Source organism: Streptomyces sp. NPDC006208 (assembly GCF_040613775.1).
In the GTDB taxonomy this organism is placed as follows: Bacteria; Actinomycetota; Actinomycetes; order Streptomycetales; family Streptomycetaceae; genus Streptomyces.
In genome coordinates, this window is record NZ_JBEXSW010000009.1 from 184,330 (window position 1) to 203,904 (window position 19,575).

The following is a 19,575-nucleotide window of genomic DNA, read 5'->3' on the forward strand; positions in this document are numbered from 1 at the left end:
GATCAGAGGCGTGGAACTGACTCTGCTCGGCACCGGCGCGCCAGCCGGACTCCCTCGGCCCGACTGCCCCTGCGCCGTGTGCGCCACCGCACGCGGGTCATCGGCGCGGGCCGCCACCGCGCTGCTCGTGGACAGTGCGCTGCTGCTCGATCTGACCCCGGGGGCCGCTCTGGCCGCCGCGCGGGCCGGGCATTCACTCGTCGGCGTACGGCAGGTGCTGCTGACCCATCCGCACGACGGGCCGGCCGTGGATGTGCCCGCCGGGCTGCCGGCGGCCGGGCGGGTACCGGACGGACGGGAGTTGACGCTGATCAGCGGTCACCGGGTGCGGGCCATGTCGATGGATCACCCGGGCACGGGGTACGAGGTGACGTCGCCCGAAGGCGAGCGGCTCCTCTACATGCCGCCCGGCGCCGCGCCTGCCGGGCTGGCCGAGGGGCTCGCCGCGTACGACATGGTCGTCGGCGATGTGATCGGACGCCCCGATGCCGTCGCCCGCCTGCGCGCCTCGGGCGCGATCGGCGCCACGACCGATGTGATCGCCGTCCACATCGACCACGAGGTGCCCGGCGGCCCCGAGCTGGACCGGCGGCTCGCGGCGGCGGGCGCACGGGCCGTGCCGGACGGGACGACGCTGATCGTGGGCGAGTACGAGGCGGTGCCGGACGTGCCGCGCCGCACGCTGGTGACGGGCGGGGCGCGGTCGGGCAAGTCGCTGGAGGCCGAGCAGCGGCTGCAGACCTTCCCCGACGTCGTGTACGTGGCGACGGGCGGCGGCCGGGACGGCGATGCGGAGTGGGCGGCCCGGGTGTCCGCACATCGCGAACGCCGGCCCGGCTCCTGGCGGACCGTCGAGACCTGCGACCTCCTCCCGCTGCTCACCGCCGACGGGCCGCCGCTGCTGATCGACTGTCTGTCGCTGTGGCTCACCGAGGCGATGGACAAGGCGGGTGCCTGGGACGACGGGCACTGGGCGGCGGGGGGCGAGACGGAGCTGCGCGCCCGGGTGGCAGAGCTGGTGGCGGCGGTCCGGTCGACCTCCCGCACGGTCGTCGCCGTGACGAACGAGGTCGGCTCCGGCGTCGTCCCCGCCACCGCCTCCGGGCGCCGCTTCCGGGACGAACTGGGCCGTCTGAACGCCGCCTTCGCCGACGAGTGCGAGCAGGTGCTGCTGGTGGTGGCGGGCCAGGCACTCGTCCTGCGCGGCTGAGCCGGGACCGGTGCCGGTACTGTTCGGCGAATGAGCAGGCTGAATCTCGACGACTTCTCCGATCTGATCGAGCGCCCCGACAGCGGCACCCGGCGTGACGCCGAAGAACGCCGGGAACGGCTGATCGTTCCGCCCGGTTCGCTCGGCCGTCTCGACGAGCTGGGCGAGTGGCTCGCGGCCGCGCAGGCAGCCGTTCCGGTCCGGCCCGTCGAGCAGCCGCGGGTGGTGCTGTTCGCCGGCGATCACGGGGTCGCCGAACTGGGCGTCTCCGGCCGGGAGTCCGGCACCGCGCACGAGCTGGTACGCGCCGTGCTGGACGGCGCGAGCCCCGTCGCCGTACTGGCCCGCCGATCGGGCGTGCCGATCAGGATCGTGGATGCCGGTGTGGACTGCGCCCCGGAGCTGCTGCCCGAGGACGTCGTACGGCACCGGGTGCGGCGCGGCAGCGGCCGTATCGACATCGAGGACGCGCTGACCCTCGAGGAGGCGGAGGAGGCCGTCCGCCTCGGGATGGCGATCGCCGACGAGGAGGCCGACTCCGGCACCGACCTGGTCGTGCTCGGTGATCTGAGCGTCGGCGGCACCACGCCCGCGTCCACCCTGATCGCCGCGCTGTGCGGTACGGACGCCTCGGTGGTGACCGGTCGCGGAGGGACGGCGATCGACGATCTGGCGTGGATGCGCAAGTGTGCGGCCATTCGCGACGCACTGCGGCGGGCCCGGCCGGTGCTGGGCGACCAGTTGGAGCTGCTGGCTGCGGTCGGCGGCGCGGACATCGCCGCGACGACCGGGTTCCTGCTGCAGGCCTCGGCACGCCGCATGCCGGTGATCCTCGACGGCGTCGTCTCGGCGGCGTGTGCGCTGGTGGCCCAGCGGGCCGCGTTCCGGTCGCCGGACTGGTGGCTCGCCGGCCAGCTGAGCGGTGAGCCGGCGCAGGCGAAGGCACTGGACCGGATGGCGCTCAACCCGCTGCTGGACCATGGCATCACCGTGGGCGAGGGCACCGGGGCACTGCTCGCCCTTCCCCTCGTCCAGGCCGCGGCGGCGTTCGCCGCCGAGCTGCCCGAGCGCGCGGAGAAGACGGGGGGCTGACCCGCGGGTGCGGCCGGGCGGGACCCGGCCGCACCGGTGCGCCCGCCTGCCGCGCGACGCCCCATATGATCGTGTGTCACAGCAAAAGTCCGGTTGTCCGGCGGGAGAAGCGGACGGCGAGATGTGGATCACCCGTGTCCCGCTCAACTTCCCGGCACCCGGACGGGTCTTCGGACGGGAGCTCGACGCTCGGCGCGGGACCGTGCCGGGACCGCGGCGCTCGCCGCTCGGCTTCTCACGCCGGCGGCAGGTCGGGTTCCCGGACCGCGCCGCCTCCACGTACCGAAGTACCGAACGACCCGGAGCGGACGATGAACACTGCCTCCGCCTTCGCGCGCCGCGAGTGGGGACCCCTGTACGACACCGTGCAGCCGGCACTCGTCACCAAGAGGTGGCGGGCGATCCCGCTGACGCTGACCGGCATCGCCCTCACGGCCCTCTTCTATCTCCTGCAGCACCAGTCCTGGGGGCTGCGGCTGGTCCATGACATCGGCTTCGTCCGCGCCGAGGACCCGCTGTGGCTCACGCTGCTGCGTACCCCCCTCTCGCTGTTCGTGCCCGCGCTGGATCTGCCGGTATGGGGCGCGCTGGTGCAGATACTGCTGGTCTTCGGCCTCGCGGAGATCGCGATCGGCCCACGGCGCACGCTCGCGATCGCCTACCTGTCGACCCTGGCCGGCACGACATACGCCCGGATCGGCGTCGCCGTGGGCCCGGGCGGCCCGTTCGGGCTGCCCGCGTCGGACGGCGAGATCGTGGACACCGGCCCGTCGGCGGCGGTCGTCGGACTCGCGGTCTTCGTCTGCTACCGCTATCAGTGCTGGGTCACCGCTGCCCTGGTGATCGTGGCGATGATCGTCGAGGTGATCGTCAAGCCGAACCTGGCGGGCAAGGAGCATCTGGCGGCGATCGCGGCCGTGCTGGTGGTGTGCGCGGTCGACGCGATGCGGAAACGGCGTCAGGGTTTCGGCGCCGACCGCCGGTCGGGCCTGCCGCCGATGAGGTCCTGAAGCTTGCGGCGCGGCCGCTCCCAGCGGCGGTCGTGGCGGTACGAGCGCAGCCTGGATCGTGCGCGGGCCTTGGGTCTGCGCCGGTAGAAGCGGCGTGACCAGGGCGATCCGGGCCGGGCGAGACGGATCGCGCCGAAGAGTGCCACCAAGGGCACCAGGGTGCCGAAGATCGCCATGCGCAGCTTGCCCTTGAACAGCGCGATCAGGACGAAGCAGAAGTTGAGGCCGAGGGTGAGCAGGAAGATCCGGCGGTCCTCGCGCTCGTCGGCCGTCAGATCGTTGACGCCGAGCGGTGCGTACCCGCCGAGCGTGAGCAGCAGCAGGGCCACGGTCAGCACCACGACCTCGACGCTCTTGCGGCCGGCGTCGCTCCAGTACACGTCGTCGAGATGAAGGATCAGCGCGAACTCGTCGAGGAGCAGTCCGGCGCCGATGCCGAAGATCACCGCGCAGACACTGGCGCCGATGCCGCTGTGCCTGCTGGTGGCCACGGCCCCGAAGCCGCCGATCACGGTGAGGATCACGCCCGGCACGACATGGTGGATGTGCACTCCGCCGGAGCTGACGTTCCGGAAAGGGCCCTTCCCGGCTCTGATCATCCGGGTGATCGTCCGGGTGATCAGGAAAGTCAGCACGAACGCGGCCAGCGCGAGCAGCAGAGGGAGCTTTCCCGGCTCCACGATGTTGCGGTAAAACCAGTGACCCATGCCACGCGCTCCCGTTTTGTCCGTTGTGCGCAATCTACCGTCGCGGCGCACCGGCTACCCTGCGCGCGGTGAGCTTCAGGACGACAAACGGCGGCCCGGTGGCCGGCATACGGTTCGCGTTCGGCACCCTGACCGTGCTGCCGGTCCGCGTCACCCACTGGGACCGGGACGCGGCCCGCGCCGGCATGCTGTGTGCGCCGCTCGCCGGCCTGGTGGTGGGCCTGTTCGCGGCGGCGCTCGGAGGGGTGCTCACACTGCTGGGCTCCGGTCCGCTGCTCGCCGCGGTCGCCACCGCCGCGGTGCCCGCCGCACTCACCAGAGGCCTCCATCTCGACGGCCTCGCCGACACGGCGGACGGCCTCGGCAGCGCCCGACCCGCCGAGGACGCGCTGCGGATCATGAAGCAGTCGGACATCGGCCCCTTCGGGGTGATCACGCTGCTGTTCGTGCTGCTCGGTCAGGTCGCGGCGCTGTACGAGCTGTACGCGCAGAGCTGGGCGCTCGGCGCGAGCGGCGCCGCCGTCGGTGCGGTCACCGCACGCCTGGCGCTCACCCTCGCCTCCCGTACGGGCGTCCCGCCGGCGCGCCCCGAGGGCCTGGGCGCGGCGGTCGCCGGCGTCGTGCCCGTACGCATGGCCCTCCTCGCGGCGGTCCTGACCGGGGCTGCCTGCGCGGGCGCGGGAGCGCTGCTTCGGCCGTACGGGGCGCTCCACCACGCGGTGGCGGTGGCTGCCGGGCTGGGGGCGGCACACCTTCTGCTGCGGCACTGCGTGCGGCGCTTCGGCGGGGTGACGGGTGATGTGTTCGGGGCGCTGGCCGAGACGGCGGCGACCGTGACACTGGTGGCGCTGGTGCTGGGACAGGCGTAACGGATCCGTGACCGCCGGGCGGGCAACCGTACCTGGTTCCGGCGGGTCGAACGCTTGTGATCATTCGACACCGTTTTCCGCTCCTCGCCGCCGGGGCGGCACTGGTGCTGACCGCCTGTTCGGGCGGCGGCGCAGCCGCCGAGAAGCCGGCACACCCCGTGTTCGACGCGCCCGTCCAGGGGCAGCCGCGCAAGGCGCTGCTGGCGACGCAGAAGGCGCGCAGTGCGAGCTTCACGCAGACGCTGACCTTCACCTCCCGGCACGGTGGGACCGTGCTGACGTCCAAGGGCCGACTGGACTTCCCCGGCACCCGGGCGTCCGGCTCACTGGCCTGGAAGCTTCCTGCCGGCCTGCCCGGCAGCACCAAGGAGGCGCTGCTCGGCACCGCGCTGGCCGACCGCACCTCTGCGTCCACGCTCCAGGTCGCGATCGATCCGAGCACCGTCCGCATACGCCCCGGCACGGCGGACTACTGGCTCCGCTACGACGACTCGGACCCCTGGGAAACCAGCTCGATCGACGGTCTGCGGGGTTCCGAGGCGGCGTTCGGCGGCACGCTGCTGGAGATCGTGAGCGGCGCCGGGGAGGTGAAGTGGTCGGCGGCCGCCGACGGAGGCCGGCGTTACCGCGCGCAGGTCTCCGCCTTCAACGCGCTGGACATGTTCGCGCAGGACATCAGAGGCGAACTCAACAGCTCGATCTCCCCCAACAGCACGGAGAACCGCGTCGCGCTGGATCTCACGACGGACTCCCGGGGGCGGATCACCCGCGCCGAGGCCGACCTCACACCCTTGCTCCGCGAGGAGGACAGTGCCCTCTACCCGATGAACGAGCTGCGCGCCGTGCTGACGATGAACGGCTACGGGGCTTCCGCAGCGCCCGCACCGGCGCCGTCGGGGCGCACGCTCGCCGCCAAGGAGGCCGTACGCCCGATCGCCGACGTCCCGCGCGGCACGTGCGTCGACGGCAGCACCGGGATACGGAACCCGAAGGGGACCATGGTCGTGCAGGTGAGCTGCCAACAGCCCCACGACGCCCGGGTCTTCGCGCACCCCGGGCTGGGTGGAACGGACCACCCGGGGGAGGAGGCCGCCGAGCGGCAGGCCCATGCCGCCTGTGAGCGTGCCCACGACACGGCGCCCTCCTCCTGGACCCGTGAGTCGGTGGAGTCCGGGGCCTATTGGCTGATCTGGCCGACCAGCAGCGAATGGGGCGTCGGCCAGGCGCCGAAGGCGACCTGCTACGTCATGTCCCGCTGACGGCGCTTCAGTGCCGGAGCCCGTGCGGGAGCGTGCCCCACGGATGCGCCCCCGTCCCGGGAACGACGCAGTGCACCGCCGCACCGGCGCGGGCGTCCGGCGGGGCGGCGTACACCAGATGGCAGAACCGCTCCGGCGGATGTGCGGCGGTCCAGGAGGGCACGCCCGATGTGCGGTACGCGTCCCAGGGACCTTCGAACGTGACCAGCAGGTCGGCGAGTTCCGCGTACGCCGGGTCGGGGTGAACCCCGTGGTTCAGGACGAGTGTGGCCGCGCCGACCGCGCGGACCGCGACCTGAAGACGGCGGTAGTGGTCCAGGGCCTCGGGTCCGGAACTCACCTGGTCGAGGAAGGCCCCGTCGGTGCCGTACCACGTGCGGTGGCGCAGCAGGTCCGCCACGACGGCGGAATGCGGGCGGCGGCCGTAGTCGGTGTCGGCGTAGCCGAGCACCCGGACGCCGGCCGCGCGCAGACGCCCGGCGACGGCGGCGAACGCGGGGTCGGGGGAGGCGCCCGGCCCGCTCGCGGGATTGAGGATCACGCCGTAGAGCCGGGGCGCCGCCGCGACGACGGCGTCCCAGGCGTCGGGGCGGTCGGCGGGATGCTCGTAGTACGGGACCAGCAGACTCTTCACGGGCGTTTCCTGGGTGGTGTCATACGCGGTGGGCGGTGGCCCGGCCCAGCAGTACGCAGACGAGCCCGGCCAGCAGCGCGGCGGCGACGGCCGCGACGCAGAGCCCGACGGTCCGTGGGCCGCCCGTGCCGGTGATCAGGGCGGCGCTCTGGACGAGCGCCGCGCCGCCGCACACCGCGGCGGCGGGCGTGACCGCTCCGAACGACTGGAGCAGCAGCCCGGTCCACAGCACCGTGCCGATGAGCAGCAGCGTGGCAAGGCGTACACCGCCGAGCGCGGGGGCCGCGGGCCACAGCAGGGTCCCCACAAGGGCGAGGGCGAACAGGACGGCGAGATACAGGGCGAGGCACTCGGCGAGCACGGCGACGGCGATGCGCCGGAAGTCGCGCGAGGTGGTGCTGGCCCGCAGCCCGGCCAGGCTCCCGCTCCGGAAACGCAGCAGCAGCCACTCGGCGGGCCCCGTGCTCAAGGTCAGCGCCACGGCGGACGGCGCGGCGACGACAGCACCGTCACGTCCGGCGAGCACGTCCCCGAGGGCGGTGTGGAGCACGATGAGCCCGGCCCCGAGACCGAACACGCCGTAGGGCACGGAAGCTGCGAGGCGGGGCCCGGCGAACGGCCCGCCGCCCCGGCGGTCCCTCGGCCCTTCGCCGAGACTCCGGGCACGAGGCCACCGGACGACCCGACGGACCGCACTCAGCAGCACCCGCGCCGGGCCCCCGTCCCGCATCACGCCGGCGGCCGCACCACCGGAATCCGCAGCTCCGGAAGACATCAGCCCCTTGTCCCCGCGGCGGGACCGCCTCGGCCCCGGCACGGCATGAACCCCGGCAGCACCCGCCGCGTCGACACCGACCGCACGGCGCCACCGGATCACCCGACGGGCGTCACCCGGCCGCGCCCGCCCGGGATCCGGCTCGCCACGGCGCCGGGCGCGCGGCAGCGGACCCACCGCGCCGGTGACGCCGCACAGCCTCGGCCGCCCGCTCCCGGCCGCGCCCGCGCGCGGCGCCGGCTGCGCGCAGCCGGTCCGAGGCGGGCCCGGGAGCCGGCGGGACGGCTGCGACGCGCGCAGCGCCCGCGTGGCCAGTGCCGTTGCCGCCAGCAGCGACACCAGCAGCAGCGATGTACGCACCGCCGTCGGCAGACCGTGCAGCAGGACTGCTGTCGCCCCGGCCGCCATGGGCAGCAGTGCACCCAACAGCGCCCGCTCGCGGTTCAGGACCAACAGTGCCGTCGCCGCCGCCAGGTACAGCGCCTGGGCCGTGGCGAACGCCGCCGCCGGCCAGCGGCCCGGGGCCGTGGAGGCCGCGGCCGCCAGTGCCGCTGCCGCACCGCCGAGGAACGCGCCCGTCGGGGCGCCGCGCAGCAGGCACAGGGCGGCCGCCGGGCGGTCGCCAAGGGCCAGCCAGGAGTAGGCGCGGTGCGACAGCGCCTGGTTCCACACCCAGCCGGTCAACGCCCCCGCGAGCAGCGGGGCCAGAGTGGCGCCCTGCAGCAGCGGAGCGCCCAGCACATAGGCGAGACCCGGCAGTGCGAAGACCAGACCCCGGAGCAGGCAGCCCAGCAACCCTGTCCGCCACGGGTCCGCCGACGGGCCGGGCGGCTCCGGGTGGCGGCGCGGGACTCGCGCGTACAACTCCTCCGCCAGCGTGAAGGAGTCCTGGCGACCGTACGTCGACCTGATGTGATCGTCCGTCATACCGTCCGACTCGAGGATCGCCGCGATCTCGTCCGGGTGAACGGCCTCTGCGATCACGTCCTCCATCCGGCAGGAGAGTTCGGTCATCGGGTCGGCCGCGGCCGACCCGCCGCGCGGCCGGGGCAGTGACGGCAGCGTGTGGCTGTGCTGTCCGGGGCCTTGCCACAGCGGTCCGCTCACCGGCGTGCCCCCGTGACCGCCGCCGGGACCGGGACGAGGTCCGTGCCCCGCGTGTCCGCCAACTCCTCTGTGTCCGTCAACGCCTCCGTGTCCGGCGGGAATCCGGCGAGTTCGAGGTAGATCCGGCGGAACCCGTCCACGGACCGCCGCAGGGTGAACCGGTCGATGACCCGCTGCCGGGCCCGCCTGCCCAGCTCCGCCCGCCTCTCATCGTCCCTCAGGAGCGCGAGCGTGGCCTCGGCCATCAGCGCGGGCTCGCGCGGCGGCACCACCAGGCCGGTGTCGCCGACCGCCTCCCGCACCCCGCCGACGTCGGTCGACACCGTCGCCCGCCCGCACGACATCGCCTCGATCAGCGAGAAGGGGAACCCTTCGCTGATGCTGGAGAGCAGGACCACGCTGCCCGCCGCGTACGCCCGGGCGACATCGCTGACCCGGCCCTCCCAGGCGATGCCGTCCACGACCCCGAGCTCTGCCGCGAGCTTCTCCAGCCGGGTGCGGTACTCCTCACCGCCCGCCGGCACCCCGCCGAACAACCGCAGCCGCACCTCGGGCAGTTCGGCGCGGACCATGGCGTACGCCCGGATCAGCGTCCGAAGGTCCTTGATCGGGTCGATCCGCCCGGCCCAGGCGATGGCCGGTACGTCCGGTTCGGGTCCTGCCTCGGGGAAAGCGTGCGGGTCGACCCCGTTGTAGACGGTGCGGATACGTTCCGCCGGAGCGCCGCCCCGTTCCTCCCACCTCCGGTTGTACCGATTGCACGGCGTGATCAGGTCGGCCTGGCGGTAGCCGAGCGAGTTGAGCTCCCGGTAGAAGCTGAGCATCAGAGTCTTCACGGGAGCGCGCTGCGCCTGGACCCGGTAGCCGAGATAGCGCTCGCGCAGATAGATCCCGTGCTCGGTGAGCAGAAACGGCACCCCCTCGAAGTGCTGCGCGGTCAGCGCGGGCAGGGTGGCGAGCCCGGCGCTGACGGCGTGGGCGACGGCGTCGTCCGGGATGCGTACGGCCAGCGGCCGCAGCGCATGCTCCAGCAGATCGGTGGCCGTCAGCGCGTCGTGCACAGTGGGCCGTGCCGCCGAGATCTCCAGGTGCGGCATGGTCCATATCCACATCAGCAAGCGCACCGCGGACTCCGAGCGCAGAGCGCCGGTCAGCAGCCCCGCCCTTGCGTAGGCGGCGAGTTCGTACAGCTCCTGGCCGAAGTCGCAGTCGGCTGCCGGGTCGAGCATCGAGAGCAGCCATCGCTCGTACACGTCGAGGAAGCGGCGGTGCTCCCGGCGCGGGAGCCGCCGCCGGCCCGGCTCGGGCCCCCACAGCGGGACTGCCCGGTGCCGGTACACGTTCGGCGGCAGCTCCCAGGTGACCGGCTCGCGGCCGCTGCCTGTGAGGGCGACGACCTGGAAGTCGACCTCCGGCATGCCCCGTACGAGCTGGTCGCACCAGGTGGACACGCCCCCGTGGACGTGCGGATAGGTTCCTTCGGTGAGCATGGTCACATGGCGGCCAAGGCTCAGCATGGTCGTCGTCCCCCCAGGACAGCGGTCGGTGGCACTCAGGCCGGGAGCTTGAGCGTGATCGCCGACTGGAGCAGTTCGGGCGTCGTCCAGGCGGACCTCGCCCCGGCGTAGGCGGATCCGAAGACCGCCGTGCTCAGGAGCAGTTGCTTCCGGGTGCCCTCGGGGGCGGTGACGGGGGCGCTGACGCCCGACGGCGCCTTGACGGTGACGGTGTCGCCGATGCGGTATGCCGTGACCTTGCCGTCGGCGAGCGCCTTGTTCCAGGCTGCGCGCTGCTGGAGTTCCGTACCGATGTCCCGCTGACGGGGGTTGACCAGCGGGGCGCTGTCGGCGAACAGGGCACGGTAGTCGGCGAGCACGTTGTCGAGCACCGGGTAGAGGATGCGCTCCTCGGCCAGGTTGGACTGGTGGACGTAGTGCGGGCGCGGGTCGCCTGCCACGACGTGGCCCAGCGCGATACGCGTCTCCTGCGGGACGATGTGGTCCGCGTAGCCGGTGGCGGTGTCGAGAGGTCCGGGCAGGCAGGTGGAGGCGGGGTTGGTCTCGCAGATCCCGCTGCCGCCGTCGGCCGCCGAGGTGTAGATCCAGTTGTACTCGTCGGCCATCTCCGCGGCCGTGCCGGTGTTGTAGTACACGTTCATGGGGTGACGCGGCACGGTCAGCGCCGAGCCGACGGAACGCTGCTGCGGCTCCCGGGAGTTGTCGCTCGCGATCCACTTCACGCCGTTGTCGGCGAGGGCGCCCGCGAGGTTCGGGTTGTCCTGGGGCTGCTGCGGCAGGGTCTTCAGACCGGAGTGCTCACCCGTGACCAGCTCGCTGCGGTCGACCGGAAGTCCCTTGCGCACGGCCCAGTCGTGGTTGTCGCGGATCTGCGAGGAGATTTCGGAGCGGCTCGTCCAGCGGGTGTTGCCGGCCCCGTCCTCGGCGCACTTCCAGGGCACGACCGACACGTCCTGGACACAGCCGAGGAAGGGGTGCGTGTACGTGTGGTTGATCCACCGGTACTGCGCCCGGTCCGCCAGCAGGCGGTCGGTGAGCGGGTCGCTGCCGCCGTGCTCAGCTTTCCACTCCTCGCCCGCGCCCGCGTTGTGCACCATGTCGAGGGTGAGTCCCGACGAGCGCTGCCAGGCCGCCGCGTACTCGGCGTCCGCGGCGGTCATCCGGATCGGGTCGCTCTCCTCGCCGCCGCCGACGCAGTCGATGTCGCCGGGGGTGCAGTTGCGCTCGGTGTCCCAGCGCGCGTCCGGCGCGAAGACGTCGTCGACGTGCACGGAGAAGTAGTGGCGGCTCTGGCCGAGGTGGATGCCCTGGGTGAGCCATTCGACGATTCCGCGGGCCAGCACCCGGAACTGCCGCTGATGACGGTTGTACGCGAAGGTCACCACCAGCTCGCGGCGGCCGTCGTGCGCGTACTCGCCGATCAGGCTGGCGCGCCCCCCGCCGTCGCCGACGGGGGTGTCCAGATAGCTGGTGAAACCTTCCCTCGGCCTGCCCGCATAGCCATAGCTCTCGGTGATCAGCGGCGAGTTGTCCTCGAAGGTGACAGGGCCGTCGAGGTAGCCGAAGGGGCCGCCGCGCCCGGCGGCGGTCACCGCGCTCCCGGCACCGTCCAGTACGCCCGCATAGCCGCCGTTGTCCGTGTACTCCAGGCCGACGCCGGGGTGGGACCACGTGTACGCGTCCACCTGCCGGATGGCGAAGGTCCGCTCGTACGCGAAGAGCGCGGCGTTCTCCGCGGCCCCGGCGGCCGTGTCCGCGCCGAACGGGTCCTCGTCGGGGACGACCACCCCCTGGTACTTGGCACGTGGGCGGCCGCTCACGGTGTCGCTGAGGAACGCGGCGTTCACGACCGGGCGGTCCGGGTCGGTCAGATCCACGGTCCGGTACGGCACGCCGGTGTTCTGAAGTTCGGAAACGATCGCGTCGACCGCGCCGCCGCCGTCGTCGACGACCAGCACCGTCAGATCGACACGTGGCGCCGGGGCGGCCGCCGCCGACGCCGGGACGGCGGCCGCCAGCGTGGCGGCCGCGAGCGCTGTCGCGGTGGCTCTCGCCACGGTGATCGCGGGCATGCGTCGTCCGTACTGCTCCATCGATGTCCCCCCTCGGACTCCTCCTCGATGCGGTACGCGAACGAGGAGGAACTGTGCAGATGATGCAAAAGGGCGCGCCGCCCCTTGCCGGAATGAAGCGAGTGTGGCCGAGGTCTCACCATCTGCGGGGCAAACACGAAAGAGACGCCACGGACGAGTGAACCGCCGCCGCCGTGAGCGACACATAGGGCCACGCGTAGGCTCTTGTCCGGCAAGGGGTTGCCGATCCACCCCCTTCGACGCCCCTCTACGGCACCCGAACTCAACGGAAGCGAGATTTCACCACCGTGACTGCTCTCACTCTCAGCACTGCCGGCGCGGCAACGCTGCGCGCCGACGCCCTCGTCGTGGGCGTTGCCAAGGGCGCCAAGGGTCCGGTCGTCGCGCCGGGCGCCGAGGCAGTGGACAAGGCGTTCGACGGAAAGCTCGCCTCCGTCCTCGAGACCCTCGGCGCCGGCGGTGGCGAGGGCGAGATCACCAAGCTGCCCGCTCCCTCCGGCCTCAAGGTGCCGGTCGTCGTCGCGGTCGGGCTCGGCAAGGCACCGGAGGCGGACGAGGCCTACGACAGCGAGGCGCTGCGCCGCGCCGCGGGCGTCGCCGCCCGCGCGCTGACCGGTGCGAAGAAGGCCGCGTTCGCGCTGCCGATCGAGGCCGTCGAGGACGCCGAGGCGATCGCTGAGGGCGCGCTGCTGGGCGCCTACGCCTTCACCGCCTACCAGGAGAACGGCAAGAACGGGAAGAAGCCGCTGGCCGAGGTGGCGCTGCTGGGTGCGAAGCCGCGCGACAAGGCGTTCAAGGCCGCGGCCGAGCGTGCCCTCGCGCTGACCGAGGAGATCAACCGCGCCCGCGACCTGATCAACACCCCGCCGAACGACCTCACCCCCGAGGCCTTCGCAGCCGTGGCCAGCGCCGCCGGCAAGGAGCACGGCATCAAGGTGCAGGTGCTGGACGAGAAGGCGCTCGCCAAGGGCGGCTACGGCGGCATCCTCGGCGTCGGCCAGGGCTCGCAGAACCCGCCGCGCCTGGTGAAGCTGACGTACACGCACTCCAAGGACGCCAAGCACCTGGCGCTGGTCGGCAAGGGCATCACGTACGACTCGGGCGGCATCTCGCTCAAGCCGGCCGGTCACAACGAGACGATGAAGTGCGACATGAGCGGTGCCGCCTCGGTGTTCGCCGCGGTCGTGGCCGCCGCCCGGCTCCGTCTCGCGGTCAATGTCACCGGCTGGCTGGCGCTCGCCGAGAACATGCCGTCCGGCAACGCCACCCGCCCGGGTGATGTGCTGCGCATGTACAGCGGCAAGACCGTCGAGGTGCTCAACACCGACGCCGAGGGCCGGCTCGTGCTGGCCGACGCGCTGACGAGGGCCTCGGAGGAGAACCCGGACGCGATCGTCGACGTGGCGACCCTGACCGGCGCGATGGTGATGGCGCTGGGCAGCCGCACCTTCGCGATCATGTCCAACGACGACGCCTTCCGCACCGAGATCCACGAGATCGCGGAGGAGGTCGGCGAGGCGTCCTGGCCGATGCCGCTCCCGGCGGACCTGCGCAAGGGCATGGACTCGCCGACCGCCGACATCGCCAACATGGGCGAGCGGATGGGCGGCGGCCTGGTCGCCGGTCTGTTCCTGAAGGAGTTCGTGGGCGAGGGCATCACCTGGGCCCACCTGGACATCGCGGGCCCGGCCTTCCACGAGGGCGCGCCGTACGGCTACACCCCCAAGGGCGGCACCGGCACCGCGATCCGCACCCTGGTCAAGCTCGCCGAGCGCACCGCCGACGGCGACCTCGGCTGAGCCCTGCGTCACATCGGCCGGCCCCGGGCATACGTCCGGGGCCGTTCGTGTTCGCTTGCTACGTTCACTTTCGACGTAACGAGCACACCACCCGTACGTTCGTACGGGTCAGTAACCGTCCGGGACGGCCCACCGGCCGTCTCAGACCCCGGCCCCGCGTCCCGCCTTCCGTCAACAAGTGCGAAGATGGGTTCTCGGCAGGACAGGGCCCCCACCACAGGGCCGAAGATTAAGCGGCCGAACACCAGCCGCCGCGCGGTCAGTGAGGACCGGCGAACGGCGCACATGCATGGAGGACGTGACGTGGCGAACGACGCCAGCACCGTTTTCGACCTAGTGATCCTCGGCGGTGGTAGCGGCGGTTACGCTGCGGCGCTGCGTGGGGCTCAGCTGGGCCTGGACGTCGCCCTGATCGAGAAGGACAAGGTCGGCGGCACCTGCCTGCACCGGGGGTGCATCCCCACCAAGGCCCTGCTGCACGCGGGCGAGATCGCCGACCAGGCCCGCGAGAGCGACCAGTTCGGTGTCAAGGCCACCTTCGAGGGCATCGATGTCCCGGCCGTGCACAAGTACAAGGACGAGGTGATCTCGGGCCTGTACAAGGGTCTGCAGGGGCTGATCGCCTCCCGCAAGGTCACCTACATCGAGGGTGAGGGCCGACTGTCCTCCCCCACTTCCGTCGACGTCAACGGCCGCCGTGTCCAGGGCCGCCACGTCCTCCTCGCGACCGGCTCCGTGCCGAAGTCGCTGCCGGGCCTGGAGATCGACGGCAACCGCATCATCTCCTCCGACCACGCGCTGGTCCTGGACCGCGTCCCGCAGTCCGCGATCGTGCTGGGCGGCGGCGTGATCGGCGTCGAGTTCGCCTCGGCGTGGAAGTCCTTCGGTTCCGACGTCACGGTGATCGAGGGCCTCAAGCACCTCGTCCCGGTCGAGGACGAGAACAGCTCCAAGCTTCTTGAGCGCGCGTTCCGCAAGCGCGGCATCAAGTTCAACCTGGGCACCTTCTTCGAGAAGGCCGAGTACACCCAGGACGGCGTCCGCGTCACCCTCGCCGACGGCAAGACCTTCGAGGCCGAGGTGCTGCTGGTCGCGGTCGGCCGCGGCCCGGTCTCGCAGGGCCTGGGCTACGAGGAGCAGGGCGTCGCGATGGACCGCGGCTATGTCCTGGTCAACGAGTACATGCAGACCAATGTGCCCACCATCTCCGCGGTCGGCGACCTGGTCCCCACGCTCCAGCTCGCGCACGTGGGCTTCGCCGAGGGCATCCTGGTGGCGGAGCGGCTGGCCGGGCTCAAGAGCGTGCCGATCGACTACGACGGCGTGCCGCGGGTGACGTACTGCCACCCCGAGGTCGCCTCCGTCGGCATCACCGAGGCCAAGGCCAAGGAGATCTACGGTGCGGACAAGGTCGTCGCCCTCAAGTACAACCTCGCGGGCAACGGCAAGAGCAAGATCCTGAAGACCGCGGGCGAGATCAAGCTCGTCCAGGTCAAGGACGGCGCCGTGGTCGGCGTCCACATGGTCGGTGACCGTATGGGCGAGCAGGTCGGCGAAGCTCAGCTGATCTACAACTGGGAGGCACTGCCGGCCGAGGTCGCGCAGCTCATCCACGCGCACCCGACGCAGAGCGAGGCGCTCGGCGAGGCCCACCTGGCCCTGGCCGGCAAGCCCCTGCACTCCCACGACTAGCAGTCCCGGGCGCGACGACCACTTCCGCACATTGTTAAGGAGCAACTGAAACCATGGCGGTTTCTGTAACCCTTCCGGCGCTCGGCGAGAGCGTCACCGAGGGCACTGTCACCCGCTGGCTGAAGGCCGAGGGAGAGCGCGTCGAGGCCGACGAGCCGCTGCTCGAGGTGTCGACCGACAAGGTCGACACCGAGATCCCCGCCCCGGCCGCCGGCATCCTCGCCTCCATCAAGGTCGCCGAGGACGAGACCGTTGAGGTCGGTGCCGAGCTGGCCGTCATCGACGACGGCACCGGTGCGCAGGCTGCCGCGCCTGCTCCGGCCGAGGCCGAGACGGTCGTGGCCGAGGTCCCTGCCGCCGAGGCCCCCGCCCCTGCCGCCGAGGCCCCGGCCGCCGCGCCGGCAGCGCCTGCCGGTGGCGCTTCGGGCACCGACGTCGTCCTCCCCGCGCTCGGCGAGAGCGTCACCGAGGGCACCGTGACCCGCTGGCTCAAGGAGGTCGGCGAGGAGGTCACGGAGGACGAGCCGCTGCTCGAGGTCTCCACCGACAAGGTCGACACCGAGATCCCGGCCCCGGCTTCCGGTGTGCTGCTGGAGATCGTGGTCGCCGAGGACGAGACCGCCGAGGTCGGCGCCAAGCTGGCCGTCATCGGCGCCCCGGGCGCGGCTCCGGCCGCAGCTCCCGCCCCGGCCGCCCCGGCCCCTGCCGCTCCGGCGCCCGCCCCGGCCGCCCCCGCGGCTCCGGCTCCGGCTCCGGCTCCGGCTCCGGCACCGGCTCCGGTCCAGGCAACCGCGCCTGCCGCTCCGGCGCCCGCTCCGGCTGCCCCCGCTCCGGCTCCGGTCGCCCCCGCGGCTCCGGCTCCGGCCGCAGTTGACGCCGGCGACGCGTACGTCACCCCGCTGGTGCGCAAGCTCGCTGCGGAGAACGGCGTGGACCTCCGTTCCGTCAAGGGCACCGGCGTCGGTGGCCGTATCCGCAAGCAGGACGTCATCGCCGCCGCCGAGGCTGCGAAGGCTGCCGCCGCGGCTCCGGCTGCTGCCGCGGCCGCTGCGCCGAAGGCTCCGGCAGCCCTCCAGGCGTCCCCGCTGCGTGGCCAGACGGTCAAGATGACCCGCATGCGCAAGGTCATCGGCGACAACATGATGAAGGCTCTGCACTCGCAGGCCCAGCTGACCTCGGTCGTCGAGGTCGACATCACGAAGCTGATGCGGCTGCGCAACCAGGCCAAGGACGGGTTCGCGGCCCGCGAGGGCGTCAAGCTGTCCCCGATGCCGTTCTTCGTGAAGGCGGCGGCCCAGGCGCTGAAGGCCCACCCGGTCATCAACGCCCGGATCAACGACGACGAGGGCACCATCACGTACTTCGACTCGGAGAACATCGGCATCGCCGTCGACTCCGAGAAGGGTCTGATGACGCCGGTCATCAAGGGTGCGGGCGACCTGAACATCGCCGGCATCGCCAAGAAGACCGCCGAGCTGGCCGGCGCCGTGCGCGCCAACAAGATCACGCCGGACGACCTCGCCGGCGCGACCTTCACCGTCAGCAACACCGGTTCGCGCGGTGCGCTGTTCGACACGGTCATCGTGCCGCCGAACCAGGCCGCGATCCTGGGCATCGGCGCCACGGTGAAGCGCCCGGCGGTCATCGAGACCGCCGAGGGCACCGTGATCGGCGTCCGCGACATGACGTACCTGTCGCTCTCCTACGACCACCGCCTGGTGGACGGCGCCGACGCGGCCCGTTACCTGACGGCGGTCAAGGCGATCCTGGAGGCGGGCGAGTTCGAGGTCGAGCTCGGCCTGTAACGCCCAGGGCCGGTCGGCGACGACCGGTGGTCAGCAGCGCAAGTGCCTCCGCACCGGAGCGATCCGGTGCGGAGGCACTTTGCTGTCCGCCCGGGCGGCGCAGTGTGGCAGCGTCCGCGGAAGAGGACGTCCGACCGTCGTCAGAGCGTCCCGGCCTTGACGGCGGCCACGAACGGCGCCCAGCCGTCGGCACCGAAGACGAGGGCCGGGCCCTCGGGTCGCTTGCTGTCCCGGACCGGCAGGACGCGGGGGAACCCGTCGGCGACCTCGACGCAGCTGCCGCCCTGTCCGTCGCTGTACGAGGACTTGCGCCACTGGGCCATGCTCAGATCCGGTGCAGTGCTCATGGTGTCGGGTACTCCTCGGCCGCCGAGTCCAGCAGGGGCAGGCTCGCCGCCGGCGACAGTGCAGCAGCCCTGACGAGATCGTATGACCTCTGACTTTGCTCTACCAGGGCCCGTTCTTCGACGAGTTGACCGCCTCCGGCGCCCTCCGTGTAGACCACTGGCGCCTCGTCCCTGAAAGTCATGACCGATGCCATGCCGTTGATGAACACGTCCGCCGCCGCGGCGAACGGCAGCACCTGCACGAGGATCCGGCGCTCGCGCGCCATCTCGGCCACGTGGCGCAGTTGCTCCCCCATCACGGCGGGCCCGCCCATGGGGACGCGGAGGACGGTCTCGTGCAGCACCGCCCACAGAAGGGGCCGTGTCGGGCCGTCCAGGATGCGCTGCCGGTCCAGCCTCGCCCGCACATAACCCTCGACCTCCTCGGCGTCGGCCAGCGCCAGCGTCGACCGCGTGATGGCCCGCGCATACGCCTCCGTCTGAAGCAGGCCCGGCACCAGCATCGGCGCGTACTCGCTGATCGTTCTGGCACGCTGCTCCAGCTCCACGGCGTCCGCGAAGTACGCGGCGTGCTTGGACCCCTGCGCCAGCCTGCACAGCCGCTGGAAGTGCTCGCCCGACCCCAGGACCCCGTCCAGCAGCTTCGACATCTCCGCCTGCGGCCGTCTCGTCGCCGCCTCGAAGAGCCCGATGTACGCCCCGGAGCAGAACACCCGCTCCCCCAACTGCTCCTGCGACAGCCCCGCCGCCTCCCGCAGGCGGCGCAGCTCCGCTCCGTAGAACGACCTCGGTGAGGTGTAAGGGTCCAGTTCCTTGGCGCCGGGCATGGCCGACTCCCCTCCGGTGCGCGGCAGTTGCCGACTCGGTCCGCCCGACGATCCTAGCTGCGCAGCATCACCCCATGCGTACGGTCCGTAACATTCGGTCCACCGGGGGATCAGCGAGTTCCTCTCCGGTAACCTCGGCCTCGGCCGTCCTGTGAGGAGCTCACCCATGACCGTCCCCGTCGTCCACTCGCTGCGCGATCAGATCCGCGAGCACATTGTGGAGGGGATCGTGAGCGGGCGCTGGAAGCCGGGTGAGCGGATCGTCGAGCGGCGTATCGCCACCGAGCTGGAGGTCTCCCAGACCCCGGTCCGTGAGGCGCTGCGTGAGCTGGAATCGCTGCGGCTGATCGAGTCGGCCCCCAACAAGGGTGTACGGGTACGGAATCTGACCGCGGCCGACCTCGAGGAGAGCTACCCGGTCCGGGCCGGGCTGGAGCAGATCGCCGCGGAGCTGGCGGCGGGGCGGCTGGCCGAGGACTGTTCGGCGCTGGAGCCGCATGTGGCGGCGCTGCACGAGGCGGACCGGGCAGGTGACTCGGCGGCCCAGGTGCGGCACACCGTGGCATTCCACCGTGAGCTGGTGAAGGCGGCCGGCAACGGCGTCCTGCTGCACACCTGGGAGGGCCTCGGCATCGAGGTGTTCACGGCCCTGTCCATCCGCTGGCTCGGCACGGTCCAGAAGTCGTACGCGGAGGAGCACGAGGACCTGGTGGCGGCGTTCCGCCGCCGCGACCCGGAGATCGGCGCCCTGGTGAAGGCCCACGTCCTGGGCTGCGCACCTCGCGCCTAGCGCGTCCGGCCGGTCAGCGCCGCTCCCGGCCCGGCCCGGTCC

The 19,575-nt window shown here is 72.2% G+C and carries 16 protein-coding genes; 9 read left to right on the forward strand and 7 right to left on the reverse strand.

The window, feature by feature from the left end; genetic code table 11:
* The first annotated feature begins 10 nt into the window (after positions 1 to 10).
* The 3 genes from ABZ208_RS09855 to ABZ208_RS09865 all read left to right on the forward strand — a co-directional run bounded on the left by ABZ208_RS09855 (position 11) and on the right by ABZ208_RS09865 (position 3,312).
* Positions 11 to 1,210, forward strand: a complete 1,200-nt coding sequence (locus ABZ208_RS09855; protein WP_356908987.1) for a bifunctional adenosylcobinamide kinase/adenosylcobinamide-phosphate guanylyltransferase — start codon at positions 11 to 13, stop codon at positions 1,208 to 1,210.
* Positions 1,211 to 1,240: 30 nt separating this feature from the next.
* Positions 1,241 to 2,302 (forward strand): nicotinate-nucleotide--dimethylbenzimidazole phosphoribosyltransferase, encoded by a 1,062-nt coding sequence (cobT, locus tag ABZ208_RS09860; protein ID WP_356908988.1) that lies wholly within the window; start codon positions 1,241 to 1,243, stop codon positions 2,300 to 2,302.
* Between the two features lie 311 nt (positions 2,303 to 2,613).
* A complete protein-coding gene (locus ABZ208_RS09865; RefSeq protein WP_356908989.1) occupies positions 2,614 to 3,312 on the forward strand; it encodes a hypothetical protein in 699 nt (232 codons plus the stop codon).
* On the opposite strand, the gene ABZ208_RS09870 is transcribed toward ABZ208_RS09865, so the two are convergent.
* Entirely contained in the window at positions 3,261 to 4,019 is a 759-nt protein-coding gene (locus ABZ208_RS09870; RefSeq protein ID WP_356908990.1) for a hypothetical protein, read from the reverse strand. The genes ABZ208_RS09865 and ABZ208_RS09870 overlap by 52 nt on opposite strands.
* 68 nt (positions 4,020 to 4,087) lie before the next feature.
* On the opposite strand from ABZ208_RS09870, the gene cobS reads away from it, so the two are divergent.
* Together cobS and ABZ208_RS09880 are read left to right on the forward strand one after the other, a co-directional pair.
* Positions 4,088 to 4,888, forward strand: a complete 801-nt coding sequence (gene cobS, locus ABZ208_RS09875; protein ID WP_356908991.1) for an adenosylcobinamide-GDP ribazoletransferase — start codon at positions 4,088 to 4,090, stop codon at positions 4,886 to 4,888.
* 56 nt (positions 4,889 to 4,944) lie between these two features.
* Entirely contained in the window at positions 4,945 to 6,147 is a 1,203-nt protein-coding gene (locus tag ABZ208_RS09880; RefSeq protein ID WP_356908992.1) for a hypothetical protein, read from the forward strand.
* A gap of 7 nt (positions 6,148 to 6,154) precedes the next feature.
* On the opposite strand, the gene ABZ208_RS09885 is transcribed toward ABZ208_RS09880, so the two are convergent.
* Genes ABZ208_RS09885 through ABZ208_RS09900 form a run of 4 tightly spaced genes read right to left on the reverse strand, consistent with a single transcriptional unit; the run spans position 6,155 to position 12,252 of the window.
* Positions 6,155 to 6,781 carry a spherulation-specific family 4 protein gene (locus ABZ208_RS09885; RefSeq protein WP_356908993.1) on the reverse strand — a complete coding sequence of 209 codons (627 nt, stop codon included), beginning with the start codon at positions 6,779 to 6,781 and terminating at the stop codon, positions 6,155 to 6,157.
* 19 nt (positions 6,782 to 6,800) lie between these two features.
* Entirely contained in the window at positions 6,801 to 8,663 is a 1,863-nt protein-coding gene (locus tag ABZ208_RS09890) for a hypothetical protein (protein WP_356908994.1), read from the reverse strand.
* Positions 8,660 to 10,180: a GT4 family glycosyltransferase PelF gene (gene pelF / locus ABZ208_RS09895; protein ID WP_356908995.1), complete on the reverse strand. Its 1,521-nt coding sequence runs from the start codon at positions 10,178 to 10,180 to the stop codon at positions 8,660 to 8,662. The genes ABZ208_RS09890 and pelF overlap by 4 nt, the downstream gene beginning before the upstream one ends.
* A gap of 35 nt (positions 10,181 to 10,215) precedes the next feature.
* Positions 10,216 to 12,252 (reverse strand): hypothetical protein, encoded by a 2,037-nt coding sequence (locus tag ABZ208_RS09900; RefSeq protein ID WP_356908996.1) that lies wholly within the window; start codon positions 12,250 to 12,252, stop codon positions 10,216 to 10,218.
* A gap of 308 nt (positions 12,253 to 12,560) precedes the next feature.
* On the opposite strand from ABZ208_RS09900, the gene ABZ208_RS09905 reads away from it, so the two are divergent.
* The 3 genes from ABZ208_RS09905 to sucB all read left to right on the forward strand — a co-directional run bounded on the left by ABZ208_RS09905 (position 12,561) and on the right by sucB (position 17,569).
* Complete coding sequence (locus tag ABZ208_RS09905; RefSeq protein ID WP_356908997.1) at positions 12,561 to 14,072, forward strand: leucyl aminopeptidase; 1,512 nt, start codon at positions 12,561 to 12,563, stop codon at positions 14,070 to 14,072.
* A gap of 303 nt (positions 14,073 to 14,375) precedes the next feature.
* On the forward strand, positions 14,376 to 15,764 hold the full coding sequence (lpdA, locus tag ABZ208_RS09910) for a dihydrolipoyl dehydrogenase (RefSeq protein ID WP_356908998.1): 1,389 nt from the start codon (positions 14,376 to 14,378) through the stop codon (positions 15,762 to 15,764).
* Between the two features lie 53 nt (positions 15,765 to 15,817).
* Positions 15,818 to 17,569 (forward strand): 2-oxoglutarate dehydrogenase, E2 component, dihydrolipoamide succinyltransferase, encoded by a 1,752-nt coding sequence (gene sucB, locus ABZ208_RS09915; RefSeq protein ID WP_356908999.1) that lies wholly within the window; start codon positions 15,818 to 15,820, stop codon positions 17,567 to 17,569.
* A gap of 140 nt (positions 17,570 to 17,709) precedes the next feature.
* Here sucB and ABZ208_RS09920 read toward each other — a convergent pair whose 3' ends face one another.
* Positions 17,710 to 17,916 (reverse strand): DUF397 domain-containing protein, encoded by a 207-nt coding sequence (locus tag ABZ208_RS09920; protein ID WP_356909000.1) that lies wholly within the window; start codon positions 17,914 to 17,916, stop codon positions 17,710 to 17,712.
* On the reverse strand, positions 17,913 to 18,743 hold the full coding sequence (locus ABZ208_RS09925) for a helix-turn-helix transcriptional regulator (RefSeq protein ID WP_356909001.1): 831 nt from the start codon (positions 18,741 to 18,743) through the stop codon (positions 17,913 to 17,915). Before ABZ208_RS09925 ends, ABZ208_RS09920 begins: the two co-directional genes overlap by 4 nt.
* A gap of 166 nt (positions 18,744 to 18,909) precedes the next feature.
* On the opposite strand from ABZ208_RS09925, the gene ABZ208_RS09930 reads away from it, so the two are divergent.
* On the forward strand, positions 18,910 to 19,533 hold the full coding sequence (locus ABZ208_RS09930) for a GntR family transcriptional regulator (protein WP_328401486.1): 624 nt from the start codon (positions 18,910 to 18,912) through the stop codon (positions 19,531 to 19,533).
* Positions 19,534 to 19,575: the final 42 nt, after the last annotated feature.